Below are 24,572 nucleotides of genomic sequence, written 5' to 3'. Positions count from 1 at the left end.
GGAGCGCTCGATCGTGTCTGGGATGCCAGACGTCCTAATTCTTGCGGATCCAGCCGGTGTCGAGGTCCGGTGCGATCTCGACGTCGTTGACCGTCGCCACCAGGTCGTCGACCGTCTTGCCCTGCTCGGTGCTCATCGCGGCGATCCAGAGACCGCCCTCCTGGACCAGCACCTGGCGGCCGTCGAGAAGGACGCCCTGCTTGCCGCGGACCGTCACCGGGGCGGTCTGCTTGCCGCTGAGGTCAGGCGCGCGGGAGAACACCGTCACGTCGACGGGAGCAGGCGAAAGCTGCGCGGTCCAGTCGTCGGGACTGGTGCCGTGGAATGCGTTGGCGTGCTTGTCCTTCACCTTGAACGGTGCCTGGTAGACCGCGTTCGAGTCCGCACGGACGGAGTCAGCGACGCGCAGAGCGGTCTCCCTCAGCCCGTCCAGGCCGCTCACCTGGACGACCAGCGTGACCTGCGCCTTCCACTCGACGACCGCTTGGCCGGCGAACTCCTTGACGCGGGCCTTCAGCCCTCGGACCGTGGCGTCCTGCCATCCGTCCGGGCCGTCCGCGTGGTTCGTGCCGCTGCTGAGCTGCACCCGCGGCCCATCACCGCTCAGGGGGTTCGCGGTGGCGTCCGACAGCATCCAGACGCGCGTGGTGCCGTCGTCGTCCGCGGCGCGAAGGGTCTCGACGAACCCGTCCGGCAGCCAGTGCGGCGCGTACTTGAGCGCGACGTTCTGGCCGTTGCCCGACATGAGCACGGCGGCCGCGTCGTTACCGCGCGGCGGCGTGTACTTGTCGCTGGCGATGACGCCCGCGAAGATCAGGACTGCGACGGCGGCCATTCCGGCGGTCGCGATGAGGAAGACGTTGCGGTGGTGCCTTTTGCGCTTGCGCCGCAGGGCGTTGAGCGTCGGCCCCGGGTGCGGAGTGCGTTCGGCGACCTTGCCGAGCGCCTCCTTGATGAGCTGTTCGGTGTCGTTCACGACAGGCCCTCCCCGAGCCGCAACCCGACACCTGCGGGCTCCGGCGTGTGGTCCAGGCGGAGTGTGGCCAGCGCACGCGAGATGTGGCTGCGCACGGTTCCCTCGGCACAACCGAGCATCTGTGCGATCTCCGAGTCCTCGTAGTTCTCGTAGTAGCGGAGCACGATCGCGGCCCGCTGTTTGCGGGGCAGCTTGGCGATCCGCTGCAACATGGCTTCGCGCTCGTCGAAGTGGTGCGTCGTGTCTCCGACGGGCGGTGTGACGGACTCCAGCGTCGTCATGCAGAGAGCGACGTCCTTGGCGGCCCTGCGTCTGCGCCACGAGAGGTACTCGTTGGTCACCATGCGCTTGACGTAGGCGTGAGGAAGGTCGACTGAACCGATGCGATCCCACTTCTGCTGCGCGCGCAGCAGCACTTCCTGGACCACGTCCTGGGCCAGGTGCGGGTCACACGTGAGCACGGTGGCGTAGCGCAGCAACGGGGTCACCTGTTCTGCTACGAAGTCATCGAAACTCGGTGTCAATCCCGACCCCCTTCAAAACCGTCACACCACTCCAACGCACGTGCGGCCTGTTCTGTTGAGTGTGCACTGATGGACGAACGGCGTGGGCTGGATCACGTGGGAAAATCACTGTTGTGGGCAGCAGCAGTGACGTTCCCGCGCTGCGGCGAGGGCTCGCGGTCCTTCGGCTGCTGGCGGGCAGACCAGGTCCGGTCTCCGCGGCGTCGGTGGCGCGCGAGCTGAATCTGCCCAGGTCAACGACCTATCACCTGCTGTCGGAGCTGACCGAGGCCGGCTTCGCGACGCACTTCCCGGAGGAAAAGCGGTACGGCCTGGGCGTCGCGTCGTTCGAGCTCGGGTCCGCGTACCTGCGCCACGATCCGCTGGAACGGCTGGCCCGCCCGCTGCTGCGCAAGCTCGCCGATCGGATGGAGAAGGTCGCTCATCTGGGTGTGCTGCACGGCGCAGAAGCGCTGTACCTGGTGCGCGAGCAGCCGCGGCAGCCGCAGACGATCGTGTCCGACGTCGGCGTGCGCCTGCCAGCGCATCTGACCGCTTCCGGCCGCGCGATGCTGGCACACGTACCCCCGGCACAGGTCAGGGCGCTGTTCCCGTCGGTCGCGTCGTTCGTCGACCGGACCGGGCGCGGACCGCACAACCTGCCGGCGCTGCGCCGGTTGCTGACCGCGGAGCGCCGGCAGGGCTGGGCGGTCGAGGACGGGTTCGTGACGGTCGGGTTCGCGTCCGTGGCCGCGCCGGTGTTCGACCACGGCGAGCGGCCGATCGCGGCCATCACGCTGACGTTCCGGCACGTCTGCGACACACCGTGCGGGCAGGCGTGGCCAGAGCTCGCCAAGGAGGTCCGCAAGGCCGCCGAGGAGCTCACGGCACGCATCGGCGGTCACGCCGCCACTTAGTAGCCATGTACATAGTAGCCATGTACTGTATCTGTCATGAGCAGTGCAGAACCGACGCCTGGGCACCTTGTGTGGCGGTTGGCGATGAAGTGGCGGACCGCCGTTGACCGCGCGTTGGGTCCCCTCGGCCTGACACACGCGCAGTACGTCGTGCTGGCGTCGTTGCTGGCCCTGGACCGGCCGTCGCAACGCGAACTGGCCGACCACACCGGACTTGAACCCCTGTACGTCTCGAAGCTGGCGCGCGCGCTCGAAGCGTCGGGCTTGATCTCGCGCACCCGCGACACCGTGGACACCCGGACCGTGCGGCTGGAGCTGACCGAGCGCGGACGCTCGACGGTCGAGCCCGCCGTGGCCCTGGTCAGCTCGTTGCTGGACCGCCTGCTCGCGCCCCTCGGTGAGCGCACCGGCGCCTTCTCCCGCGAGCTGACCGAGCTGCTCGCCGTCCCCCTCGACTAAGGACTTCCTGTCATGCCCGTCGTCCCTGTTCTCGACTCGACCATGCACTACGAGCAGTCCGATGACGCGCCGTTCGTGTTCCTGCACGGCAACCCCGGCTCGTCGTTCAGCTGGCGCAACGTGCTGCCGGAGTTGGGCGGCCTGGCTCCCGACCTGATCGGCATGGGCCGCTCCGGCAAGCCGGACATCTCGTACTCGTTCGCCGATCACGCCCGCTATCTCGACGCGTGGTTCGACGCCCTCGGCCTGGACCGCGTGGTGCTGGTGGGCCACGACTGGGGTGGCGCGCTGGCGTTCGACTGGGCTGCCAGGAATCCGTCGCGTGTCGCGGGTATCGCGTTCTTCGAGACGATCGTGAAGCCGATGAACGGCTCCGAACTGCCGCTGCCCGCACAGGAACGGGTGCGCAAGTTCCGCACGCCGGGGCTGGGTGAGTCGCTGGTTCTGGAGGGTGACGGGTTCGTGCGGCAGGCGTACACCGGTGGCGTGCTCACGCCGGTGCCCGAGGCGGACCTGGCGGCACACCTGGCGCCGTTTCCCGACGCGGCGAGCAGGCGGCCCGTGCTCGCGTGGGCGCGGCAGATGCCGTTCGACGGCGCGCCGGCCGAGCTGATCGGGCGCATCGAGGCCTACGACGCGTGGCTTGCTGTTTCCGAGGTGCCGAAGCTTCTGCTGACCTTCGAAAACGCGCCGACGTTGCTCATCGGGCCGGAACTTCGGGCGTGGTGCGAGGAGAACATCGCCGCGCTGGAGGTCGCCGCCGTTGGTCCGGCGGGGCATCATGCACACGAGGATCGGCCGAAGGAGATCGCAGCGGAGATCGCTGCTTGGGCGGAGCGCCACGGCCTGGTCGCATAGCGGCGTGGAAGGGCGCCGCACCGTGCTGCACGAACTGGATGGCGTCGAAACCATCTACACGCGCACCAGCAGCCAGAACGAACACATGCTCCGCGTGAACCACTCGCTCGGCTACACCGACCTCTACACGTACATGGCCGTGCAAAAGAAGATCGCTGACCTGCAGCCCTGAGACGGCCGCAGGTCAGCGATCAGCACGCGGTCAGATGCCCGACGAGGCGAGCCATTCCTTGGCGACCTTGTCGGGCTCCGGCTTCTCCGGCGCCGCGAGCTTCTGGTTCAGCTCCAGCAAGGTCTTCGTGTCGAGCTTCTTCGAGATCGCGTTGAGGGTGTCGCGGACCTGCTGCGACGCCTTCTTCTCGTTGATGAGCGGCAACACGTTCTGCGCGGCGAAGACGTTCTTCGGGTCTTCCAGCACCACGAACTCGTTGGCCTTGATGGCGTAGTCCGTAGTGAAGAGGTCGGCCGCCTGGACGGTGTTGTCCTTCAGACCCGCGACGGTCAGCGGGCCGCCGACGTCGAGCGCCTTGAACTCCTTGAACTCGCAGTTGTACTTGGCCTTCAGACCGGGCAGGCCGTCGGGGCGGTTCTGGAACTCCGGCGGGCCGCCGAAGACGAACTCCTTGCAGTACGGCACGAGGTCGTCGATCGTCTTGAGGCTGTACTGGGCGGCCACCTGCTTGGTGACGACGACCGCGTCCTTGTCCTCGGCCGAGGACTTCTCGAGCACGATGAGGCCCTGCGGCAGCGCCTTCTTCAGCGCCGCGTAGACCTCGTCGGAGCCGACCTCGGGTGCTTCCTTGTTGACGTGCTTGAGAAGCACGCCCGAGTACTCGGGGATCAGGTCGATCGAGCCGTCCTGCACGCCCTTGAAGTACAGCTCGCGGTTGCCGATGTTCATCTTCTTGGAGACCTTGATCCCCTTGCCCGCCAACGCTTCGGCGTAGATCTCGGCGAGCAGGCGCGACTCCGGGAAGTTCGCGGAGCCCACGACGATCGTGTCCGTCGGGGCCGGGTCGTTGCCGCCGCCGTTCGACAGCGGGTCACCACCGCACGCCGACAAAACCATGACCGCGGCAACGGCCGTGGCGATGCGCTTCATCTCTTTCCTCCGGTTCCCACTGGACGCAGCCCTGGAGAGACCGTCAGCCGTTGCAGGCCGGCGAACCCCAGGTCGACGAGAACGGCTAGCAGTGCCACGAGCACCGCGCCGGCGAGCATCTGTCCGAACTCCTGCAGAGCGAGGCCGTCGAAGACGAGCCTGCCGAGACCACCGGCGCCGGTGTAGGCGGCGATGGTGGCGGTCGCGACCACCTGCAGCGCGGCGCCGCGGAAACCGCCGTAGATCAACGGACGCGCGTTCGGGATCTCCACCCTCAGCAGCACACCCGACTCGCGCATGCCGATACCCCGTGCCGCGTCTACCGTCACCGGATCGACCGCGCGGATGCCGGCGTAGGTGCCCGCCATGATCGGCGGGATCGCCAGCAGCACCAGGGCGACGTACACCGGGAAGTCGCCGAGGCCCGCCCACAGCACCACGAGGATCAGCACCGCCGTGGTCGGCAGGGCCCTCAGGGCGTTGGAGAGTCCGACGACGACGAACCCGCCCCTGCCGGTGTGGCCGACGAACGCGCCGAGCGGGATCGCGATCGCCGCGGCGATCAGCAGGGTGACGAACGTGTAGAGCAGGTGTTCCAGCAACCGCACCGGAATCCCGGTCGTGCCGGACCAGTGCGCGGGGTCGAAGAGCCAGCCCATCAGGTCACCTCCCCGCCCGTGCCCACGGCGTGAGCACCCGTCCGAGCAGCAACAGCAGACCGTCCGCGAGCACCGCCAGCACGACAGTGCCGATGAGACCCGCGAGGACCTTCTCGGTGTGGTCGGTCTGGTAGCCCTCGGTGAAGAGCTGGCCGTAGCCGCCGAGGCCGACGAGCGCGCCGACGCTCACCATGCTGATGTTCGACACCGTCGCGACGCGCAGGCCCGCGATCGTGACCGGCAGCGCCAGCGGGAAGTCGACGGTGAGGAACCGGCGCAGCGGCCGGAACCCCATCGCGTTCGCGGCGGCGGTGACGTGACCGGGCACGGACGAGAGCGCGTCCGCGACCGAGCGGACCATCAGCGCGATCGTGTAGATCACCAGCGGCACGATGACGTTGATCTCGTCGAGGATCTTCACGCCGAGCAGCACCGGGGTGATCACGATCAGCGCGATGGACGGGATCGTGAACAGGATGTTGGCCAGCGGGAAGAGGATCGCGCGGGCCGTCTGCGACCGGCTCGCGAGCCACCCCAGCGGGATGGACAGCACGAACCCGATCAGCACCGGCACGAACGAGAGCCGGAGGTGCACCTCGGTGACTTCCCAGAACCTTTCCCAGTTCTCGAAAATCCAGGTCACTTCGGGACCTCACCCGCCGCGCGGGCCTTCGCGAGCGCCCTGATGACGTCGTCGGCCCGCACCACACCCATCACGGCACCGCTGTCGTCGACCATCACGCCGAGCGCCGACGGCGAGCTGAGCGCCGCGTCGAGCGCACCGCGCAACGTGCTGCCGTCGTACAGCGAGCCGCCGGAGATCAGGTTCTTCTCGCTGACCTCGATCTCACCGTCCACACCGGACAGCCAGCCCTTGGGCCGGTTCTCGTCGTCGACGACGAGGGTCCAGTCCGCGACGTCGATGCGCTGCCCGAGCTTGACCGTGTTGATCGGTTGCACGGGTACGTCGGCGTGCAGGAACGTGAGCGTGCGGTAGCCGCGGTCCCTGCCGACGAACGAGGCCACGAAGCCGTTGGCGGGCGCGGCCAGCAGCTCCGTCGGCCGCGCGTACTGCGCCAGGTGCCCGCCCGTCTGGAACACGGCGACGCGCTCGCCGAGCTTGAGCGCCTCGTCGATGTCGTGGGTGACGAACACGATCGTCTTGTCGAGTTCCGCTTGCAGGCGAAGGAGTTCGTTCTGCAGGTCCTCGCGCACGACCGGGTCGACCGCGCTGAACGGCTCGTCCATCAACAGCACCGGCGGGTCCGCCGCGAGCGCACGGGCGACGCCGACACGCTGCTGCTGACCGCCCGAGAGCTGGGCGGGGTAGCGCTTGCCGAAGTTGGCGTCGAGTCCGACGATCTCGAGCAGCTCCGCCGCGCGGGTGCGGGCCTTTCGTCTGTCCCAACCGGACAGCAACGGCACCGTCGCGACGTTGTCCAGCACGGTCCGGTGCGGGAAGAGCCCCGCCTGCTGGATCACGTACCCGATGCCGCGCCGCAGCGTCGGCGGGTCGACGGTCAGCACGTCCTTGCCGTCCACCAGGATCGTGCCCGACGTGGGGTCGATCATGCGGTTGACCATGCGCAACGAGGTCGTCTTACCGCAGCCGGAAGGACCGACGAACACCGTGATGGTGCCCGCCTCGACCGTGAGGTCGAGCTCGTCGACGGCGATGGTCCCGTCCTCGAACCGCTTGGTGACGGCCCGGAACTCGATCACCCTTCGGATCCCTCCGGTCGTGACGGTCTGCCCGATTCGGACCGCCCTGGATGCAGATCAGTGTGACCTTAACTCGTTCGGCGTACCCCGGCACAGCGTTCCACGATGTGACAAGCCGTATGGTTTACCGCTTGTGACGATCGACCAGGTTCGCCAGTTGGTGACGGAGCGCGGCATCCACGCCCGCAAGCTCCGCGAGGTGTTGTCCCTGCTCAGCGAGGACTGGCACCCGCTGGCCGAACTCGTGCGCCTGCCCGCGGTCCCCCGCCGCACGGTCCAGGACCTGCTCAAGGCACTCGGCGACGACGCGGAATCTTCAGAGGATCGTTACCGCATCGCGCCCGGTGTCGTCGCTTCCTACCGCGCGGAGTTCGGCGTTCCCGGTGTCCGCGACCACACGGACGTGTTGCGCCAGATCCTGGTCGACATCGCCGACGTCCCTCCGCCGCTGTCCTCGTTGGACCACGTGCAGGCCACCGCCGAGACCGCGCTGAACCGCGCGGTCTGGCTGGACTCCACCTACGACCTCGCGGGCAAGCGTTTGCTGTGCCTCGGCGACCACGACCTGACGTCGCTGGCCGTCGCGGCGGTCAACCCGCACGTGTCGATCACGGTCGTGGACCTGGACGAGCGGCTGCTGGAGTTCATCGACTCGCGGGCGTCCGCGCGGAAGCTCGACGTGCGAACGTTGCACTGCGACATGCGTTTCGGGCTGCCGTCGTCGGTGCTGGAGTCCTCCGACCTGGTGTTCAGCGACCCGCCCTACACGCCGGAGGGCATGGGGTTGTTCGCCGGGCGGGCGATCGAGGCGCTGGCCGACATCTCCGCCGGCCGGCTGCTGCTGGCCTACGGGTTCTCCGACCGGACGCCCGCGCTGGGGTTGAAGGTGCAGCAGGAACTGCAGAAGCTCGGGCTGGTGTTCGAGGCGATCCTGCCCGCGTTCCACCGGTTCGACGGTGCGCAGGCGATCGGATCCGCCGCGGACTTGTACGTCTGCCGGCCGACCGGGCGCCGTGCGGTCTCCGGTGGCACGAGGATCTACACGCACGGCGCGCAGTCCGTGGAGTCGTCGGGCCCGTCCAAGGAAGCGCTCACCGCCCTGTCGGAACTCGCGCCGCGGCCGGAGTCCTCGCCGCCGCCGAAGCCGCGGCAGGCAGGGTGGGCCGAGCCGGTCGGCAAGGGCGCGGCCTCGTTGGCCGTTGACCTGTCGGCGGATCCCGGTCCTTGGCTGTTGCGGACGCTGCTGGCTTCCTCGCCGGCGCGCCTGGCCTGCCTGGTGCCGAACAACCATCCGGCGGTGTCCTCGGAGGCCGGGCAGAAGGAGCTGCAGTCGCTGGTGCGGACGCGGTTCTCGCTCAAGTTCCTGCGCAACAACCCGGACAGCAAGACGACGATCGTCGTCGCCGACCAGGTGCTCGCCGGGACGTTGTCGGTCGGGGACCGGGTGGTGCGCGAGATTCTCATGAAGGCGCACGGGAAGTTGCGCAACGTGTGGCGGGAGGCGTTGATCAACGGATCGTCCGGGCTGCTGACCAAGAACCAGGCCAGGGAGATCGTCGACAACGCCGGGGTCACCGAGGAGGACCTGGAGCTGCGGCTGATCGATCTGCCCAAGCACCGGGTCGCGGCGGTGCTGAAGGCGGCGGAGAGCAGCGCGCAGTACCTGGAGCCGCCCGCCTAGACCTGGACGAGCTTCCGCCATTCCCCGCCAGGACCGGCTGCTTCGCCGAGAGTCCAGCCGTCAGGCCACATCGACCTCTTGCCGAGGTAGGTGGTCGCGGTCGGGGAGCCGATCGAGTCGTCCAGGTCGAGGCGGGCGTGGAACTGCGCCTTCTGGAAGTCGACGGCGCCGTGGAACCACGACTTGTCGAACCACGCGGCACGCTCGAAGGACGCCTTCTGGAAGTCGACCTCCTCAAACCTCACCGCCCGGAAAAACGCGTTCCAGCCGAACGAGACACTGCCGAACGTGCAGAAGTCATCGAATCGCGCGTCGTCGAAGGTCGCATCCGTGGCGAAGTCGACCGAGTGGAAGCTCACGTATCCCTTGCTGCGGGCTCTCATGAAGTTCGCATCGACCTCGAACCGCACTCTGTTGAACTCGGCACCATCGCCGAACACCAAGTCGTCGAACTGCACGCCGCTCGGGAAGCTCGCGTAACGGAAGCCGGCCTCGCCGATGAACTTCGCACCCGTGAAGATCGCGGGCCCGAAGCGACAGCCGCTCATGTTGAAGTCGATCAGCATTGCACCCGCGAGGTTCAACTCGTAGAGCTCCGGCCAGTGACGCGGGTTGTTCCGCTCGTGGTCCTCCGGATCGAGGTAAGGGCGGATGCGCGCGGCGAGCAGGCCTTGGGCGGTGCGCCGCACCGCCCGTTCGCCGGCTGGCAGCACGGACTCCCGTTCGTCGGTCGCGAACGGCATGCGCAGGTAGGCGCACAGGAGGTCGATCACCAGCTGACGGTGCTGCGGGTTGGTCCGCGGCTTTCGTGTAGGACTCCATGATCCGCCGTTCCTCGGCGTCGAGGTCCCGCGCCTGCACCTCCGCCCGTCGCAGGTCGAGCTCGAGCTCCTGAGCGCGCTGCCGCCGTGCCGCCAGGTACAACGCGAACAGCCCACCACCACCGACCGCGATGGCCGAGGCGACCTTCACCGCCTCCAGATGAGCGGTCGCCCGCTTGTCCACATCCGCGAACCGCAGTGAGTCGACCCACACCCACAGCACGACAAGAGCCGCAGCAGACACGAGAAGAACCGCCACCGCGACAACCGGAACAGTCCAGCGCGGCAGCGGCGGGCGGCTATCCGGCACGCGGGATGTGCAGCGGACCGAGGGCGAGCACCGCGCGGAACTCCTTCGGCGGCACCGGACGTGAGAACAGCCACCCCTGATACGCGTCCACGCCGACACCGCGCAACACGTGGAACTGCGTCGCCGTCTCCACACCCTCGGCGACGCACTTGCGTCCCATCGCCCGAGCCATGTCCACCACCGCGCGGGCAACGGCGAAGTCCGAGGAGTCGTTGCCCACACCGGAAACGAACCGCCGGTCCACCTTGATGATCTGCGCCGGCAGGTCCTTCAGCCGGGCCAGCGACGAGTAGCCGGTGCCGAAGTCGTCGACGGCGAACTGCACGCCGCGCTGCACCAGTTCGTCCATCGACTGCCGCACGCGCGACGGCAGGTCGACCAGGGCGGTCTCGACCAGTTCCAGGACCACGCGGTCCCAGGGCACGCCGGACTCCAGGATCGCGTTCGACACGATGTCCACGAACTCCGGGTCACCCGGCACCAGACCCGCCAGGTTCACCGCCACCGACACGGGACGGCCGTCGGGCGCGGGCCAGGTCGCGGCCTCCTTCAACGCCGTCCGCAGCACCCACCGGTCGAGCTCGCGCATCAGGTCGCCCTGTTCGGCGACCGGCAGGAACACGTCCGGCGGCAGCAGACCGCGGTCGGGGTGCGGCCAGCGCACCAGGGCCTCCGCGGTCAGCACCGCGCCGTCGACGCCGACGACCGGCTGGAAGTGCAACGCCAGACCGTCGTGCTGCAACGCGTCGCGCAGCTGGCCTTCGAGGTGCACCTGGCGGTCCGCGGAAGCGATCAGCGCGGCCGAGGCCAGCGACACGCGCCCGGCACCGTTGCGCTTGGCCTCGAACATCGCCGCGTCGGCGAAGCGGAGCAGGTCCGCACCGTTCGCCCGCGACCCGTTCGGCACCGCGGCACCGATCGAGGCGGAGACCCGGACGAGCTGCCCGTGCACCGGAACGGCCGTGCGCAACAACGACGCCACGCGGGTCGCGAGAGCGTCGACGCCACCGACCGAGTCGATGTCCTCGCAGATGATCACGTACTCGTCGCCGGACAGACGCGCGGCCGTGCAGCCGTCCGGCAGGCCGCCCTCCAGCCGGCGTGCCAGAGCCACCAGCAGCTCGTCGCCGGCGTCGTGGCCGAGGGAGTCGTTGACGCGCTTGAAGTTGTCGATGTCGCAGAAGAACACGGCGACCTTGGACCGGCCCGGGCCGTCCAGCAGCTTGCCGAGCATCTCCTTCACCAGCGCGCGGTTCGGGAGGCCGGTCAGCTCGTCGTGCGTTGCCTGGTGGCGCAGGGCTTCCGCGGTGCGGCGGCGCTCGGTGATGTCGAGGAACACGATCAACCAGAAGCGGCGGCCGTCGTCCTGCACCGACAGCGCGATGTGCAGTTCGCAGTAGACCTTCTCGCCGTCGGGGCGGACGAGGATGCGCTGCGGGATCTTCTGCGTGCGCTCGGCTGCCCACTGCAGGCCCGGGGAGGTGTCCTCGGGGTGGGTGAGCTGCTCCGCGGTCATGCCGCGGAGTTGCTCCAGTTCCATGCCGAGGAGGTCGCACAACGCGTCGTTGGCGTCGACCAGGCGCTCGGCCTCGTCGAACAGGCCGATGCCGACGGGCGTGACCGACACCAGGTCGGTGAAGCGCTGCGAGGAACGCTTCATGCGGGCCTCGGCCGCGCGCTGTTCGGTGACGTCCTGGGCGGTGCCGACCGCGAGCTGCTTGCCGCGCGGGTCGTGGACGATCATGCCGTGGCAGCGGAAGATCCGGGTTGAGCCGTCGTGACGGACCACACGGTGCTCGAACTGCATCGCGATCTCGTCCACGATCAGCTGGCGGCACAGGTCGTCGACCCAGCCGCGGTCCTCCGGGTGCACCAGGTCGAGGTACGCCTGGTAGCTGCCGTCGAGTTCCGCGGGCAGGCCGAAGAGCTCGCGCAGCATGTCCGACCACACGACCTCGCCGGTCGCCGGGTTCCACTCCCACATGCCGAGGCGGGCCGCCTGCTGCGCGTCCGCCAGTCTTCTGCGGTCGTCGCGCATCTGGCGTTCCAGCGCACGGGCTTCGGTGACGTCCTGGATGGTGCCGTGGTAGCGCTCCACCCGTCCGGAGGACGAGATCTCGGCGCGGGCGCGGCAGATGTAGACGCGGTCGCCGATCTCGCTGCGCACCTCGACCTCGATCGGGGCGTCGTCACGGGTGTGCAGCAGCCGGTGGCGGAGGTCCTTGACGGCTTCCCTGTCGTCCGGGTGCACGCCGCTCAGCAGGTCGTCGTCCGGGGTCATGCCCAGCTCGGCGTACATCTCCATCAACACTTCGCTGCGGTGCACCGCGCGCGTGCCGGTCTCGTAGGCCCAGCTGCCGATGCGGGCGATGCGCTGGGCTTCGAGCAGCCGCGCGCGTTCCTGGGCGAGCTCGGTGGCCGCGCGCTTGGACTCGGTGATGTCGCGGATGTAGCCGGTGATCTTGTCGAGGCGGCCGTCGTCGTCCAGTCTCGCCTCGGCGACACCGCGGATCCACCGCAGCTGGCCGTCCGGGCGCACGATCCGGTACTCGATGTCGATCGGGTCGCCGGTGATCTCGCGGCCCTGCCAGTACGACTCGACCATGTCGTAGTCGTCCGGGTGCACCACGTCGAGGACGGCCTGGGCGCCGGGCACGACCGCACCGCGTTCGACGCCGAGAAGTTCGTAGTGGGTGTCCGACCAGACGGTCAGACCGGTCTCGGGGTCGTACTCCCACGAGCCCAGCTCCGCGACCCGCTGAACTTTGCGCAGCCGGCGCTGTTCGTCGCGCAACGCGTCCGCGGCGGCGGCGAGATCGGAGACGTCGATCAGGAGGACGGCCTGCAGTCCCGTCCCCGGGACGGCGTGCCGTGCCACGCGCACCGGTAGTTCCGTGCCGTCGCAGCGCAACAACCGCAGGTCAGACTGGTTGCCCAGGAGCAGCTCGCCGAGCGGGTGCCCGACGAGGTCGTCGGCTCCCTGTGCGCCGGCCAGCTCCACGACGGCCGGATTGGCCTGCATGACGACGCCCTTGATGTCGACGAGCAACGACGGCGCGTCGGGCAGGGTCAACCCGTCCAGCGTCACCGGAGGCTTGGCAGCCGTCCGTGCACGGCCGTTCACCACCGTCGCGCGTCCTACCCATTTGGGCACCGGCCCACCCTCTCCCGCATCCGCCGCCCGCGGCAATTCGGGTGGGCACGACAACGGCACCCGAACGGCGGCAAACACGAACCCTCTCCTCGGGTGAACACCCGAGGAGAGGGACGGTAGCGCTTCAGAGCGTCATCGCCCACCCCTTGACGGGTTAACGAAAAACCACGTTCGTGGTTCCGGTACCCACCAACTTGCAAAGGGTGGCAAATGTTCGGGCTGGATCAGGCGACTCCGTCGGCCTTCGCGGCCACGGCCACAGCCGCCGCGACCTCGGGTCCGACCCGCGGGTCCAGTGCGGACGGAACAATTCGGTCTGGGCCCAAATCATCTTTCGCAACGGCCAGAATGGCATCGGCGGCCGCGAGCTTCATGCCCTCGGTGATCCGCCGCGCACCCGCGTCGAGCGCCCCGCGGAAAATGCCGGGGAACGCGAGCACGTTGTTGATCTGGTTCGGGAAGTCGCTGCGGCCGGTCGCCACGATCGCGGCGTGCCTGGCGGCGACCTCCGGGTGCACCTCGGGGTCCGGGTTGGACAGAGCGAACACGATCGAGTCGCTCGCCATGCTCGCGATCAGGTCCTCGGAAACCTTCGACGAAGACACGCCGATGAAGACGTCCGCGCCACGCAGAGCCACGTCGATGCCGCCGTCGAGGTTGCCGGAGTTGGTGACCGCCGCGATCTCCTCCTTGACCGGGTTCAGACCGGCGCGACCGGTGCGGACGATGCCGCGCGAGTCGAGGAGGGTGATGTCACCGGCACCGGCGGCGATGAGGATCTTGGCGATCGCGATGCCCGCGGCGCCCGCACCGGAGATGACCACCCGCTGGTCACCGATGTGCTTGCCGAGCACCGTGTTCGCGCCGTTGAGCGCGGCGAGCGAGACGACGGCGGTGCCGTGCTGGTCGTCGTGCATGACCGGGCAGTCGAGCGCCTCGATCAGCTTCTGCTCCAGCTCGAAGCACCGCGGGGCGGACACGTCCTCGAGGTTGACCGCGCCGAACGACGGGCGCAGCCGGACCAGGGTCTCGACGATCTCGTCCACGTCCGTCGTGTTGAGCACGAGCGGGATGGAGTCGAGGCCGCCGAACGTCTTGAACAGCGCGGACTTGCCCTCCATGACGGGCAGGGACGCGCTGGGGCCGATGTCACCGAGGCCGAGCACCGCGGTGCCGTCGCTGACGACGACGACCAGGCGGTGCGCCCAGGTGTACTTCGCGGCGAGGCTCGCGTCCTGGGCGATGGCCCTGCTCACTCGGGCGACACCGGGGGTGTAGGCGATGGACAGCGCTTTCGGGTCAGCGAGCGAGGCGGTCGCGCCGACCTCGAGCTTCCCGCCCAGGTGCGCGTTGAAGATCTCCTCGTCCGTCAGCTGCGTCGGATCGGAGTTCTCGGTACGGGCTTCGTTCACTGCTGTCACGGGGTCCCTCCTGCGGTGCGGGCGGCGTAGTAGCCCAACGTGGGCTCATCACCAAACGGCGCACCGGCCCAGCGTTGTCACGCCGGGTGCACGGGGCCTGGAAACTCGGTCGAGGCCCTCCGACGAGTTGCGCCGGAGAACCTCCCGAGTGCTGCGGGTGACGGAAGTGTGGCAGGGTCGCGCTCCGCTGTCTGCGGCGGGGATCACACTTTTTCCGCAGGTCAGAGGGCATGTAGCAAGACGTCCGTCCGGTTTTCTGCACCGACCGGTCGGTTTATGCAGGCAGGAAGCACCCGATCGGTCAAGAAACTTTGACGCCTTAGAGTGACGGCATGCAGGCGAGTTCGCTGAAAATTGACGGCGCGTTCGAGTTCATCCCCCGGACATTCCCCGACGACCGCGGCGTGTTCGTCTCGCCGTACCAGGAGGCCGCCTTCACCGAGGCGGTCGGACACCCCCTCCGAGTCGCCCAGACGAACCACAGCGTCTCCCGCGCGGGGACCATCCGCGGCATCCACTACGCGGACGTCCCGCCGTCCCAGGCCAAGTACGTCTTCTGCCCGCGCGGCTCGTTCATCGACGTGATCGTCGACATCCGCGTCGGCTCCCCGACGTTCGGCCAGTGGGAGGCCGTGCTGGTCGACTCCAAGAAGTGCAACGCCGTCTACCTGGCCGAGGGGCTGGGCCACGCGATGATCGCGTTGGAGGACGACACGACGATGAACTACCTGTGCTCCACGGTCTACAACCCGTCCGGCGAGCACGGCCTGACCCCCCTCGACCCCGCGCTGGACCTCCCGTGGCCGCGCGAGCTCGAATTCCTGCTCTCGGAGAAGGACACGGCCGCGCCGACGCTGGCCGAGGCCTACGAGGCGGGCGTGCTGCCGCGCTACGAGGACTGCCTGGCGCTGTACGCGTCCCTCAAAGCCTGAGCCTGGGTCTCGGCCACAGTCGGGCTTTGACGACTCCGAGCACCTCGGCCGGCCCGAGTTGCTCGGAGTCGGTGCTCGCAAAGGGGTTGTCGCCCACCACGTGCCACCCGCCGTCCACTGGGTGAGAGGCCCGCTTGATGGACAGTTGCTCCGGCCGGTGCGCCCATTTGACGAGCACGACGTCACCCGCTTTGGCCCGCGCACCCCATCTGACCAGCACGATGTCGTCGTTGCGCAGCGCGGGGACCATCGACGGCCCTTTCACGAGCACGGTGGAGAGGCGCGGTCTCAACGATCACCCTTCGGTCAGCCGGAGTAGGGTCTTCTTGTCGGAGCATCCACTGTTTTCATTCTGGGAGGAACGATGCGACTCGTGTCGCGCATTCTCCGCCCGCGCGTCGAGGCAACCGCGCACTGCGACCTGCCCTGCGGCGTCTACGACCCGGCACAGGCCCGCATCGAGGCCGAGTCGATCAAGGCGGTGCAGGAGAAGTACCAGGCGAACGAGGACCCGGAGTTCCGGGAGCGTGCCGTCCTGATCAAGGAGCAGCGCAGCGAGCTCGTCAAGCACCACCTGTGGGTGCTGTGGACGGACTACTTCAAGCCGCCGCACTTCGAGAAGTACCCCGAGCTGCACGACCTCTTCAACCGCGCCACCAAGGCCGCGGGTGCGGCGGGCACCAAGGGCTCGATGGACCCGGCGTCGGGTCAGGCGCTTCTCGACCTGATCGCGCAGATCGACAAGATTTTCTGGGAGACCAAGCAGGGCTGAGGCCCTAGCCTTGTAAACGACGCTGACCAGCGAAAACCTCGTTCGTCGGTCAGCGTCGTTTGTCGTCTCTCAGGGTTGTTCCACGGCCCAAGGCGTTGAGCTGTCCGTGGGTGCGGCAGCCGTGCCCAGCTCCGGCGAAGGTGAGCGCCTGACGCGCGTCCACTGCTCCGCCTTGCCAAGGTCAGGCGGCCTCCAGGACGAAGAACACGAAGCTCAGGAAGGCCCCGGACGGGAACTTCGCCATCTCATCGGGAAAGAGCTCATGGGCCTCTGGCGCCGGAGGCGGCTCGCTGATGACGGCCGTGCGGAAGCCTGCCGCGGTGAAGGCGTCGGTCATCGCGTGCAGAGGCCGGTGCCAGTAGGTGAGCGTGGCCTTCTGGCCGTTGAAGTCGTACTCGTCGGTCCACTTGGTGGTCGCGAAGTAGTTGGCCTTGCGATCCAGGAACGGGAGCATGATGGGGTGGTTGACGGCCACGATCAGCCGGCCACCGGGCTTCAGCACTCGCCGCAGCTCGGCCAGCGGTGCGGTCCAGTCCTCCAGGTAGTGCAGGACCAGGGCGGCGACGCAGTCGTCGAACGCGCCATCGGGGTACGGCAGCGGCTGGCTGATGTCGGCTACCCGCAGGTCCGTGTCGTCGCCGAGGCGCTGCCGGGCCAGCTCCACCATTTTCGTGCTGCGGTCGAAGCCTGCCACGATGGCGCCCTTGTCGCGCAGCGCCTTGGACACGGGGCCGGAGCCGCACCCGGCGTCCAGGATCCGCCGGCCGGTCACATCGCCGGCCAGGTTCACGATCGCGGGCCGGGTGTAGTAGGCGTTGAGGAGGCTGGTCTCGTTCACGGCCGTGTACCCCTCGGCAAAGAGGTCATAGTCGTTCTCCACGGCCACGTGGGTGGAACTCCGGGAATCGGCAGGCATGCCCCCATACTGCCGAGTGATCAATCAGGGACGCCAGGAGATCACCACGGCCATCGGCCGTCCACTCAGCGGCGCGGCGCGGACAGCCCCGGTTGCCTCGCCGGCGCCGCACCTCTGGTGGAACGAGCGCCGAAGATCCGGGAAAGAAACGGTGCCGCCTCCTGAACCGGAAGCGGCACCGTTCACTTGCAACGCAAGGGATTACGCGGCGTCAGCCACCTTGCCGGTCACCTCGAACCCGACCCCGGTGGGCGAGCGCCCCTCGAACTTCAGCTTGACCTGCTCCTCACCCTCGGCCTCGGTGTCGGTCACAGTCGGCACGACGACCTCCACGCTCGTCTGCCCCGGCGGAACGGACACCCACAGCTGAAGCCCGGTGGAGGACAACGGCCGCGAGGGCAGCGCTTCCTCGCCCGAGTTCTGGAAGAACCACTCGGCATCAACGTCCGTTGTGGACAGTTCCCCAACGCCAGGTGCCAGCGGCAGTCCGACCAGGGTGAAGCTCGAGTCCGCGGCCTCCGACAAGGTCAGCTTCCAGCGCAGCGCACCGCCCTCGCTCACGCTGTCGGCGACCGGGGTCACCGTCAGCTTCGGGGCCGGGTCGTCGTCGCGCACCAGCAGGGCGCCGAACGCGGCGCCGATCACGGCGTTGTCGATCGCCACGACGCCGACGGGATAGCGGGTGCTGGGACCCCACTTCGTGTTGGCGGTGTAGGTGATCGGCACGTCCACGCGGTGCTCGCCCGGCTTCAGCGTCACGAGCTTGGTGACCGGGGTGTTCGTCGTGTCGTTGTAGAAGAGCCGGACGGTTCGGGTGCCGGTGGCGGTGGCGGTGACGGCGACGTTGTGCGTCACCGTGCCCGAGTTGCCCTCGTCCACCGAGGTCACGGTGGCGTCGACGCGACCGAGACGGGCCGGCACGACCGGGACGAGACCCTTGTCCCAGCCGTGGGCGTCGATGAGCAACGCCTCGCCCGAGGCGGACTCGGGGACCAGTTCCAGTGCGGTCGCCTTGCCCACGCCCGCGGGCAGCGGGACGCGGACTTCCTGAGCCCACAACGCACTGAGACGCGCGGTGCCGGGAAGACCGGTCACCGACACCGTGCCCAGCGAGCGCTTCTGTCCACTTTGGTCGGTCACGGAGATGGCGAAACGCGCGGCCGGGGCGTTTGCCGGAACGGCCAAGCGCAGCGCGAGTTCCTTCGAACCGTGCAGCGACACCGGCGCGGCCGGGCTGACCACGGCCGCCTGGCCCGCAGCCGTCCACTTGAGCGCGATCGACTGGCGCTCCGGCTGGGACGAGGCGAAGCGGAAGCGGACGAGGTGCGGCGAGCGGACTGCACCGCACGCGGCCGCCGGATCCGTGGAGACCTGGGCGCACACCCTTGCGCTGCCGGAAGCCTGTGTGTCCAGCGAAGGCACGACGAACGGCTTGCGGTCGCCGCCGACGGCGTGCGAGAGGACGCGCGCAGGGTCGGCGGACGGGGCGCGGACGCCGGAGCCGTCGAGCAGCGGCAGGACCGACTCGTCGCGGGCGAGGAACAGGTGTGCCGACGCCGCGATGTAGGTGGCGCCCGCGGTCTGCTGCTGCTCCGCGGTCAGGCGGGTGGCGGTTCCCGGCGCGCACACGGCGTCCGGCTGCTCGCCCGGCCAGAAGTCGTCGAACGCCGGCGCTTCGGCCTGGCCGGGCGTCCATTCGCTGTTGAAGTAGTTGTGGTTGGCGCCGACCATGTACAGCGCGCTGTGCAACGCGGCACCACGGCTGACGCCGCGGGTCTGGTCCACGAACATCTGACCCTGCAGGTCGGACACGTCACCGTCGCAGCCGGGCAGGAACGTCACGGACGGCACGTCGGGCTGCGGGTTGTGGCCGAAGATCGTCGGGCCGATCAGCACGTCACCGCGGATGTTCCAGCGCACCGGGCCGCTGAAGCCGGTGTCGCCTGGCGGCGGGTTGAGGCTGTCGGTCGCGGCGCGGTTGACGCCCTCGCCACCGCGGGAGTGGCCGACGAGCAGCACCTTCGACATGTCAGCCGGCGGCGCGGACTTCACGGCGGCGGGCGCGGACGAACGCGCTGCGCCTGCCCAGTCCGCCCACTTCGTCAGGTGGTGGCGCACCAGGGAGGAACGCCCCTGCGCGCCCGCGTCGATGGTCGCGGCGTCCTGGGCGTTGATGCCGTTGGCGGAGATCGAGACGGTCACGTAGCCCTGCGAAGCGAGCAGCTGCTGCGCCTTCAGGTAACCGCGGTGGCTCGGCACGGCGCTCAGCCCGGCAGGGCAGGGCCAGCTCATGCCGATCTGGTTGGGATTCGTCTTGCTGTAGCAGGTGAAGTGCCTGCCGTGCAGGAACAGCACCAGCGGCCGCTTGCCGGGAGCGTCCTTGGGCGCGACGACGACGGCGTCCATCTCGATCGGTGCCGCGTACTCGGGCAGCTTGATCGGGTCGAGTGCGTACTCGCCCGTGCTCGTGGCGTACGGGCCCGGCTTGCCGGGATCGGCCGGTGCCTGCGGCAGCAACGCGGGGAGCTCCGGCGCGGCGAGGCTCGCCGGTGGCGCGGGCTCCGCGACGTCCAGCCGGCGCCCCGCCGACCGCACCTGCAGCGCGGCGGGATTCGCCGGCTTGGCGTCCAGCGTGAACGTGCGGAGGTCCGCCGACTCCCTGGCGGTGCCGAGGAGCCGGTCACCTTCCCAGAACTCGACGCCCGCGTCCGTCGGTGGCATCGGAGCTGGAGCTGTCCACCGGATCACGTCGCCGGCGACGCTCCATCCCGGTGCGGGCGACGGCGGTTCCGGCGCGGCTGAAGCCGGCAACGACGGTAGGACCGCGACGAGCAAAGCAGATGTGAAAAGCGCGACTGTGCGGCGCATGCGTGGGTCCCCCTCTGAAGGACGATCCACTCCGTTCTAGCGACGCCGCACAGCACGCGGCACATGGTTTCGCCTGGAATCCGCCAATCAAAACGACAACCCGACCTGAGTATTACGCCGTCCGGCCCAGCAGGCGGGGATCACCCTCGCTCATCAGCGGAGCTCGGCACGAGGTCAGTGGTCCCTGACGTCACGCTCGTTCTGGCGCAGCTTGTTCCAGGTGGAGGTCAGTTCGGCTCTGATGCGAGCGACGCGAACCCCGAAGGCCTCGCGGATCTCTTGGGCATCTACTTCGTCGGGGGCGCCGTGGTCGGGGTGATCGGCGGTCATGGCGGCCGGGATACCTCGCAGGGGCACTGCCCCAAACGTGGTTCCCGTCACTCCCTAGGATCGAACAGGTGAGCACCCACCTCTACCTGCTGCGTCACGGCCAGACCGAGTGGTCCGAGAGCGGCAGGCACACGGGACGCACTGACATCGAGCTGACGCCAGAGGGCGAGCAGCAGGCACGCCGCGCGGGCGCCACGCTCGCCCGGCTGCGGGGTACGGACCGGGCGCCCGCGCTCGTGCTGACGAGCCCGCGGCAACGTGCGACCAGAACCGCCGAGCTGGCCGGGCTCGAGATCACCGCGACGACCGAGAACCTCGCGGAGTGGGACTACGGCGACTACGAGGGCATCACCACGCCGCAGATCCGCGAGCGCGTGCCGGGGTGGACGGTGTGGTCGCACCCGATGCCGAACGGCGAGACGCACGCCGAGGTCCAGGAACGGGCCCGCACCGTGCTCGCCGAGGTGCGCAAGATCCTGCCCGGCGGCGACGTGGTGCTCGTGGGACACGGCCACTTCAGCCGAGTGCTGATCGCGGCGTGGCTGGGACTGGCGCCCGACCAGGGCGTCCACTTCGGACTGGATCCGGCCGGCACCTGCCAGCTGGGCGACGAGCGGGGCGACCCGCAGGTGCGCAGGCTCAACGTGCCTGCCTGGGAGGTGTGATGATCCGGCGGGTGGAACCGCGTGACGTCGACGCGGTCGTGAAGCTCGTGCACGAGCTGGCGCTGTACGAACGGGCGCCGGAGCAGTGCCACCTCACCTCGGAACAGTTGCACACCGCGCTGTTCAACGAGACCCCGGCGCTGTTCGGCCATGTGGCCGAAGTGGACGGTCAGGTCGTCGGGATGGCGTTGTGGTTCCTCAACTTCTCGACGTGGGACGGCGTGCACGGCATCTACCTCGAGGACCTCTACGTCACGCCCGAGCAACGCGGCAACGGACTGGGCAAGAAGCTTCTGGAAACACTTGCCCAGGAGTGCGTCGCCAAGGGCTACACGCGTCTGCAGTGGTCGGTGCTCAACTGGAACGAACCTAGTATCCAGTTCTACAAATCTCTTGGTGCCATCCCAATGGACGAGTGGACAGTGATGCGAGTAGCCGATGAAGCGCTGCAAAAGCTCGGTTCTTCACTCTGAAGGTTGACAGAAGGTCTCGAAAGGCTCACGAAACAGCCATTCCACACAGGACGAGTGCACGGTGCTGGCAGCGTCCCCGCACGCCGATCCCCCGGCACAAGTAAGCGTGGAAAGAAGGAAGACCGTGTACGAAGACTCCGGAATGAGCACCGGACCCCTGATCTTCAGCTTGGCTTTCGCCCTGCTCGTCATCGCCGGCATGTGGGCCACGTTCAGCAAGGCCGGCAAGCCTGGCTGGGCCGCCATCATCCCGTTCTACAACATCTACGTGTGGCTGAAGGTCGCCGGCCGTCCTGGCTGGTGGCTGATCCTGCTGCTCATCCCGATCGTGAACTTCGTGATCTCGATCATCGTGTCGCTGGACGTCGCGAAGTCGTTCGGCAAGAGCGGCGTGTTCGGGTTCTTCGGCCTGTGGCTGTTCGGCTTCGTCGGCTACCCGATGCTCGGCTTCGGCAGCGCGCAGTACCGCGGCCCGGCCGCAGCTTGATCACAGCTCGACCAGGCCGGGTCTGTACTTCGGGCCCGGCCTTCACTATGGTCAGCGATGAAACCGTTTTCAGAACGTTTCAGACGCCGAGTTGCCGCCGCCCTCGACGCAGGACGAGGAAGGACATCTCAACGATGAGGCGTCGACTGACCGGCGCGTTCGTCGCACTAGCGGTGGTCGTGGCACCGGTGGGCGTGGCGAAGGCGGCCAGCTTCAACGTCAAGGACTACGGCGCGAAGGGCGACGGCAAGGCGATCGACTCGGTCGCCATCGACAAAGCCATCGCCGCGGCGTCGGCGGCGGGCAACGGCGTGGTCGAGATCCCGCCGGGCACCTACCTGTCGCGCTCGATCCACCTCAAGAGCAACATCACGATCAACATCCAGCAGGGCGCGCGGATCGTGGCGTCCGGCAGCGGCATCGACGCGCCGGAGCCGAACCCCACCTACCGCAAGTACCAGGACTTCGGGCACAGCCACTTCCGCAACGCGCTGCTGTGGGGCGAGAACGTCGAGAACATCAACTTCACCGGCAAGGGCGTGATCGACGGCGCCAACAAGCTGGAAACCGGTGAGAACATTCCCGCGGGCAAGGGCGACAAGATGCTGTCGCTCAAGTTCTGCAAGAACGTCAACATCACCGACGTGACGTTCCGCGAGGCCGGCCACTTCGCGATCATCACCAACGGCTGCAACGGCATGAAGCTCGACCGCATCACGGTCGACTCCCCTGACGACCGCGACGGCATCAACTTCATCAACAGCTCCAACGTCGAGCTGTCGAACTCGACGATCATCTCCAGCGACGACGCGGTGGCGTTCAAGAGCGACTACGCGACCGGCAAGACCTTCCTGAGCGAGAACAACATCGTCCGCGACTCGACCATCCAGTCGACGGAGAACAACGCCATCCAGTTCGGCTCGGAGACCTGCGGCAGCTTCAAGAACATCCAGTTCCGCAACCTCAAGGTCACCGGCGCCTCGAAGGCGGGCCTCGGCATGGTGTCGATGGACGGCGCGGTCATCGAGGACGTGCTCTACGACAACATCCAGCTCACCAAGACCGCCTCGCCGATCTTCATCCACATCGGCAAACGCGGCCGCTGCCCCGGCAACCCTCCCGCGGGCAAGATCCGCAACATCACCTACCGCAACATCACCGGCACGAACCTGACCGCACCGCGCGACATCCCCGGCGACCCCGAGTACGCGTCGACGATCTCCGGCCGCGCGGAGTCCAAGATCACCGGTCTGACGTTCGACAACGTGCGGCTGACGGTGCCGGGCAACCACAAGGAGTCGGACGCCTCGCGCGTGCCGCCGGAGGTGTCCGGTGAGTACCCGCCGCGGATCTTCGGCGTGCGGCCGGCGTTCGGGTTCTGGATCCGCAACGCTTCCGACGTGAAGTTCGTGAACAGCACTCTGGAGTTCGACAGGGGCGACGGGCGTCCCGCGTTCACGACGGACAGCGTTTCCGGCATCTCCCTGAACGGGGTGAAGGTGGAACGCAGCACCGGCGCGAGCGACCTGCTGTGGCGCAAGAGCAGCGGAATGTCGGTCACGGACAGCACGTCGACGTCGGGGCAGGCGCTGCGGGCGAGGACGAGCTAGTGGCGCGACCCGGAACGTTGGCTGGGTGATTCACGCTCAGCAGGGCACCTCGCGGCACCGCGAATTCGCCCGGCAACGTTCCGGGCCACGCCACTAGATGATGACGCCGACAGCGCCGTAGGTGGAGGCGTCCGCCGCCGCAGACGTACCGGGCAGCTCGCCGTCCGCCCTCCAGTGGGCGGCGAGCACCAGCCCCGGCTCCAGCAGCTTGAGCCCGCAGACGAAGTCCTCCACGTCATGCTTGGTGCGGGGCACGATCTCGGAGCCCATGCCGTCGGACAGGTCGACCAGCTGGTCCACCAGAGCCGGCTCGACGTCCTTCGTCAGGTGCGTCAACGCCAGCACGCTGCCCTCGCACAGGGCGGCTCGGTAGCGCGCCACCATCCCGGCGGGCTCGTCGGTGATGTACGGGAGGATGCCGACCATCAGCACGGCGGTCGGCTTCGTGAAGTCGATCAGGCGGCGCGTTTCCGGGTGGCGGAGCACCGCGCCCACGTCGCGCACGTCGGCTTGGACGATGGCGGCACTCAGGTTGTCGCGCAGCATCGTGCGGGCGTGGGCCACGGTAACCGGGTCGTGGTCGACGTAGACGACGCTGCAGGACGGGTCGATGGACTGGGCGACCTCGTGGACGTTGCCGGCGGTCGGGATGCCGCTGCCGAGGTCCAGAAACTGGCGGATGCCCATCTCCTCCACGCACAGGCGTATGACGCGGCGGGAGAAGGAGCGGATCGTGCGGGCCATCTCGGCTACCGGAAAGCGCTTGATGCTCTCCTCGGCCAGGGCGCGGTCAACCGCGAAGTTGTGCGCGCCGCCGAGGTAGTAGTCGAACAGGCGGGCAACATTTGGGCGTTCTGAATCGCCGTTTGTCGTCACCCGCTTCGGGCCGTCCTGCACTGCGCACCTCACCCTGCTCCCGAGCGGCGCGAACGCTGG

Annotated in this window: 25 protein-coding genes; 11 read left to right on the top strand and 14 right to left on the bottom strand. The window is 68.4% G+C overall.

Features of this window, described 5'->3' with window-relative positions; translation table 11 throughout:
- Positions 1-34: 34 nt before the first annotated feature.
- Together ABFX45_RS11095 and ABFX45_RS11090 are read right to left on the bottom strand one after the other, a co-directional pair.
- A complete protein-coding gene (locus tag ABFX45_RS11095) occupies positions 35-976 on the bottom strand; it encodes a hypothetical protein (protein WP_346129421.1) in 942 nt (313 codons plus the stop codon).
- Entirely contained in the window at positions 973-1,500 is a 528-nt protein-coding gene (locus ABFX45_RS11090; protein ID WP_109639278.1) for a SigE family RNA polymerase sigma factor, read from the bottom strand. The genes ABFX45_RS11095 and ABFX45_RS11090 overlap by 4 nt, the downstream gene beginning before the upstream one ends.
- 113 nt (positions 1,501-1,613) lie before the next feature.
- Between ABFX45_RS11090 and ABFX45_RS11085 the strand changes: the two genes are divergently transcribed.
- The 4 genes from ABFX45_RS11085 to ABFX45_RS11070 are packed head-to-tail and all read left to right on the top strand — an operon-like array spanning position 1,614 to position 3,885.
- A complete protein-coding gene (locus tag ABFX45_RS11085; protein WP_109639277.1) occupies positions 1,614-2,396 on the top strand; it encodes an IclR family transcriptional regulator in 783 nt (260 codons plus the stop codon).
- A gap of 36 nt (positions 2,397-2,432) precedes the next feature.
- Positions 2,433-2,855: a MarR family winged helix-turn-helix transcriptional regulator gene (locus ABFX45_RS11080; protein WP_346129418.1), complete on the top strand. Its 423-nt coding sequence runs from the start codon at positions 2,433-2,435 to the stop codon at positions 2,853-2,855.
- Positions 2,856-2,867: 12 nt separating this feature from the next.
- Positions 2,868-3,713, top strand: a complete 846-nt coding sequence (locus ABFX45_RS11075; RefSeq protein ID WP_346129416.1) for a haloalkane dehalogenase — start codon at positions 2,868-2,870, stop codon at positions 3,711-3,713.
- Positions 3,714-3,717: 4 nt separating this feature from the next.
- Positions 3,718-3,885, top strand: coding sequence for a hypothetical protein (locus ABFX45_RS11070; RefSeq protein ID WP_346129414.1), 168 nt, complete (start codon positions 3,718-3,720; stop codon positions 3,883-3,885).
- Positions 3,886-3,915: 30 nt separating this feature from the next.
- Here ABFX45_RS11070 and ABFX45_RS11065 read toward each other — a convergent pair whose 3' ends face one another.
- Genes ABFX45_RS11065 through ABFX45_RS11050 form a run of 4 tightly spaced genes read right to left on the bottom strand, consistent with a single transcriptional unit; the run spans position 3,916 to position 7,196 of the window.
- The gene (locus tag ABFX45_RS11065) at positions 3,916-4,815 is read right to left on the bottom strand and encodes an ABC transporter substrate-binding protein (protein WP_346129412.1); all 900 of its coding nucleotides are present in this window, start codon (positions 4,813-4,815) and stop codon (positions 3,916-3,918) included.
- On the bottom strand, positions 4,812-5,474 hold the full coding sequence (locus ABFX45_RS11060) for an ABC transporter permease (RefSeq protein ID WP_346129410.1): 663 nt from the start codon (positions 5,472-5,474) through the stop codon (positions 4,812-4,814). The genes ABFX45_RS11065 and ABFX45_RS11060 overlap by 4 nt, the downstream gene beginning before the upstream one ends.
- 4 nt (positions 5,475-5,478) lie before the next feature.
- Complete coding sequence (locus ABFX45_RS11055; RefSeq protein ID WP_112226961.1) at positions 5,479-6,117, bottom strand: ABC transporter permease; 639 nt, start codon at positions 6,115-6,117, stop codon at positions 5,479-5,481.
- Positions 6,114-7,196: an ABC transporter ATP-binding protein gene (locus tag ABFX45_RS11050; protein ID WP_346129408.1), complete on the bottom strand. Its 1,083-nt coding sequence runs from the start codon at positions 7,194-7,196 to the stop codon at positions 6,114-6,116. The genes ABFX45_RS11055 and ABFX45_RS11050 overlap by 4 nt, the downstream gene beginning before the upstream one ends.
- 133 nt (positions 7,197-7,329) lie before the next feature.
- Here ABFX45_RS11050 and ABFX45_RS11045 point away from each other — a divergent pair, with 133 nt between their 5' ends.
- A complete protein-coding gene (locus ABFX45_RS11045; RefSeq protein WP_346129406.1) occupies positions 7,330-8,877 on the top strand; it encodes a bis-aminopropyl spermidine synthase family protein in 1,548 nt (515 codons plus the stop codon).
- On the opposite strand, the gene ABFX45_RS11040 is transcribed toward ABFX45_RS11045, so the two are convergent.
- From ABFX45_RS11040 to ABFX45_RS11030, 3 genes are all read right to left on the bottom strand, one after another.
- A complete protein-coding gene (locus tag ABFX45_RS11040; protein WP_346129404.1) occupies positions 8,874-9,650 on the bottom strand; it encodes a pentapeptide repeat-containing protein in 777 nt (258 codons plus the stop codon). The two genes, ABFX45_RS11045 and ABFX45_RS11040, sit on opposite strands and share 4 nt — an antisense overlap.
- A gap of 347 nt (positions 9,651-9,997) precedes the next feature.
- On the bottom strand, positions 9,998-13,162 hold the full coding sequence (locus ABFX45_RS11035; RefSeq protein WP_346129402.1) for a sensor domain-containing protein: 3,165 nt from the start codon (positions 13,160-13,162) through the stop codon (positions 9,998-10,000).
- A 224-nt stretch (positions 13,163-13,386) separates the two neighbouring features.
- The gene (locus tag ABFX45_RS11030) at positions 13,387-14,583 is read right to left on the bottom strand and encodes an NAD(P)-dependent malic enzyme (RefSeq protein WP_407656986.1); all 1,197 of its coding nucleotides are present in this window, start codon (positions 14,581-14,583) and stop codon (positions 13,387-13,389) included.
- Between the two features lie 332 nt (positions 14,584-14,915).
- Here ABFX45_RS11030 and ABFX45_RS11025 point away from each other — a divergent pair, with 332 nt between their 5' ends.
- The gene (locus ABFX45_RS11025) at positions 14,916-15,515 is read left to right on the top strand and encodes a dTDP-4-dehydrorhamnose 3,5-epimerase family protein (RefSeq protein ID WP_109639269.1); all 600 of its coding nucleotides are present in this window, start codon (positions 14,916-14,918) and stop codon (positions 15,513-15,515) included.
- On the opposite strand, the gene ABFX45_RS11020 is transcribed toward ABFX45_RS11025, so the two are convergent.
- Positions 15,505-15,807, bottom strand: coding sequence for a S24 family peptidase (locus ABFX45_RS11020; protein WP_267899855.1), 303 nt, complete (start codon positions 15,805-15,807; stop codon positions 15,505-15,507). The genes ABFX45_RS11025 and ABFX45_RS11020 overlap by 11 nt on opposite strands.
- Before the next feature lie 72 nt (positions 15,808-15,879).
- Between ABFX45_RS11020 and sodN the strand changes: the two genes are divergently transcribed.
- The gene (gene sodN, locus ABFX45_RS11015; protein WP_109639268.1) at positions 15,880-16,287 is read left to right on the top strand and encodes a superoxide dismutase, Ni; all 408 of its coding nucleotides are present in this window, start codon (positions 15,880-15,882) and stop codon (positions 16,285-16,287) included.
- A 181-nt stretch (positions 16,288-16,468) separates the two neighbouring features.
- On the opposite strand, the gene ABFX45_RS11010 is transcribed toward sodN, so the two are convergent.
- The 3 genes from ABFX45_RS11010 to ABFX45_RS11000 all read right to left on the bottom strand — a co-directional run bounded on the left by ABFX45_RS11010 (position 16,469) and on the right by ABFX45_RS11000 (position 20,401).
- Positions 16,469-17,203, bottom strand: a complete 735-nt coding sequence (locus ABFX45_RS11010) for a class I SAM-dependent methyltransferase (protein ID WP_346129399.1) — start codon at positions 17,201-17,203, stop codon at positions 16,469-16,471.
- 201 nt (positions 17,204-17,404) lie between these two features.
- On the bottom strand, positions 17,405-19,924 hold the full coding sequence (locus ABFX45_RS11005; protein WP_346129397.1) for an alpha/beta hydrolase family protein: 2,520 nt from the start codon (positions 19,922-19,924) through the stop codon (positions 17,405-17,407).
- A 321-nt stretch (positions 19,925-20,245) separates the two neighbouring features.
- Entirely contained in the window at positions 20,246-20,401 is a 156-nt protein-coding gene (locus tag ABFX45_RS11000) for a hypothetical protein (RefSeq protein WP_346129395.1), read from the bottom strand.
- Between the two features lie 68 nt (positions 20,402-20,469).
- Between ABFX45_RS11000 and ABFX45_RS10995 the strand changes: the two genes are divergently transcribed.
- The 4 genes from ABFX45_RS10995 to ABFX45_RS10980 all read left to right on the top strand — a co-directional run bounded on the left by ABFX45_RS10995 (position 20,470) and on the right by ABFX45_RS10980 (position 23,636).
- Entirely contained in the window at positions 20,470-21,066 is a 597-nt protein-coding gene (locus ABFX45_RS10995) for a histidine phosphatase family protein (RefSeq protein WP_109639265.1), read from the top strand.
- On the top strand, positions 21,066-21,539 hold the full coding sequence (locus tag ABFX45_RS10990; protein ID WP_346129393.1) for a GNAT family N-acetyltransferase: 474 nt from the start codon (positions 21,066-21,068) through the stop codon (positions 21,537-21,539). The genes ABFX45_RS10995 and ABFX45_RS10990 overlap by 1 nt, the downstream gene beginning before the upstream one ends.
- Positions 21,540-21,681: 142 nt before the next feature.
- Complete coding sequence (locus tag ABFX45_RS10985) at positions 21,682-22,026, top strand: DUF5684 domain-containing protein (RefSeq protein WP_346129391.1); 345 nt, start codon at positions 21,682-21,684, stop codon at positions 22,024-22,026.
- Between the two features lie 134 nt (positions 22,027-22,160).
- Positions 22,161-23,636, top strand: coding sequence for a glycoside hydrolase family 28 protein (locus ABFX45_RS10980; protein WP_346129389.1), 1,476 nt, complete (start codon positions 22,161-22,163; stop codon positions 23,634-23,636).
- A gap of 93 nt (positions 23,637-23,729) precedes the next feature.
- Here ABFX45_RS10980 and ABFX45_RS10975 read toward each other — a convergent pair whose 3' ends face one another.
- Positions 23,730-24,533 carry an SAM-dependent methyltransferase gene (locus tag ABFX45_RS10975; RefSeq protein ID WP_346129387.1) on the bottom strand — a complete coding sequence of 268 codons (804 nt, stop codon included), beginning with the start codon at positions 24,531-24,533 and terminating at the stop codon, positions 23,730-23,732.
- Positions 24,534-24,572 lie beyond the last annotated feature (39 nt).

It is taken from the genome of Lentzea roselyniae, assembly GCF_039537795.1.
Lineage (GTDB): Bacteria > Actinomycetota > Actinomycetes > Mycobacteriales > Pseudonocardiaceae > Lentzea > Lentzea atacamensis.
Note: the sequence above shows the minus strand (reverse complement) of the source record. Positions and strands in the feature narration are given on the sequence as shown.

Excerpts from the sequence above, each read along its gene's own strand:
- ABFX45_RS11080 (WP_346129418.1), top strand. The coding sequence starts at position 2,433 with ATGAGCAGTGCAGAACCGACGCCTGGGCACCTTGTGTGGCGGTTGGCG.
- ABFX45_RS11075 (WP_346129416.1), top strand. The coding sequence starts at position 2,868 with ATGCCCGTCGTCCCTGTTCTCGACTCGACCATGCACTACGAGCAGTCC.
- ABFX45_RS11065 (WP_346129412.1), bottom strand. The coding sequence starts at position 4,815 with ATGAAGCGCATCGCCACGGCCGTTGCCGCGGTCATGGTTTTGTCGGCG.
- ABFX45_RS11060 (WP_346129410.1), bottom strand. The coding sequence starts at position 5,474 with ATGGGCTGGCTCTTCGACCCCGCGCACTGGTCCGGCACGACCGGGATT.
- ABFX45_RS11025 (WP_109639269.1), top strand. The coding sequence starts at position 14,916 with ATGCAGGCGAGTTCGCTGAAAATTGACGGCGCGTTCGAGTTCATCCCC.
- sodN (WP_109639268.1), top strand. The coding sequence starts at position 15,880 with ATGCGACTCGTGTCGCGCATTCTCCGCCCGCGCGTCGAGGCAACCGCG.
- ABFX45_RS11010 (WP_346129399.1), bottom strand. The coding sequence starts at position 17,203 with ATGCCTGCCGATTCCCGGAGTTCCACCCACGTGGCCGTGGAGAACGAC.
- ABFX45_RS11005 (WP_346129397.1), bottom strand. The coding sequence starts at position 19,924 with ATGCCACCGACGGACGCGGGCGTCGAGTTCTGGGAAGGTGACCGGCTC.
- ABFX45_RS11000 (WP_346129395.1), bottom strand. The coding sequence starts at position 20,401 with ATGACCGCCGATCACCCCGACCACGGCGCCCCCGACGAAGTAGATGCC.
- ABFX45_RS10990 (WP_346129393.1), top strand. The coding sequence starts at position 21,066 with ATGATCCGGCGGGTGGAACCGCGTGACGTCGACGCGGTCGTGAAGCTC.
- ABFX45_RS10985 (WP_346129391.1), top strand. The coding sequence starts at position 21,682 with ATGAGCACCGGACCCCTGATCTTCAGCTTGGCTTTCGCCCTGCTCGTC.
- ABFX45_RS10980 (WP_346129389.1), top strand. The coding sequence starts at position 22,161 with ATGAGGCGTCGACTGACCGGCGCGTTCGTCGCACTAGCGGTGGTCGTG.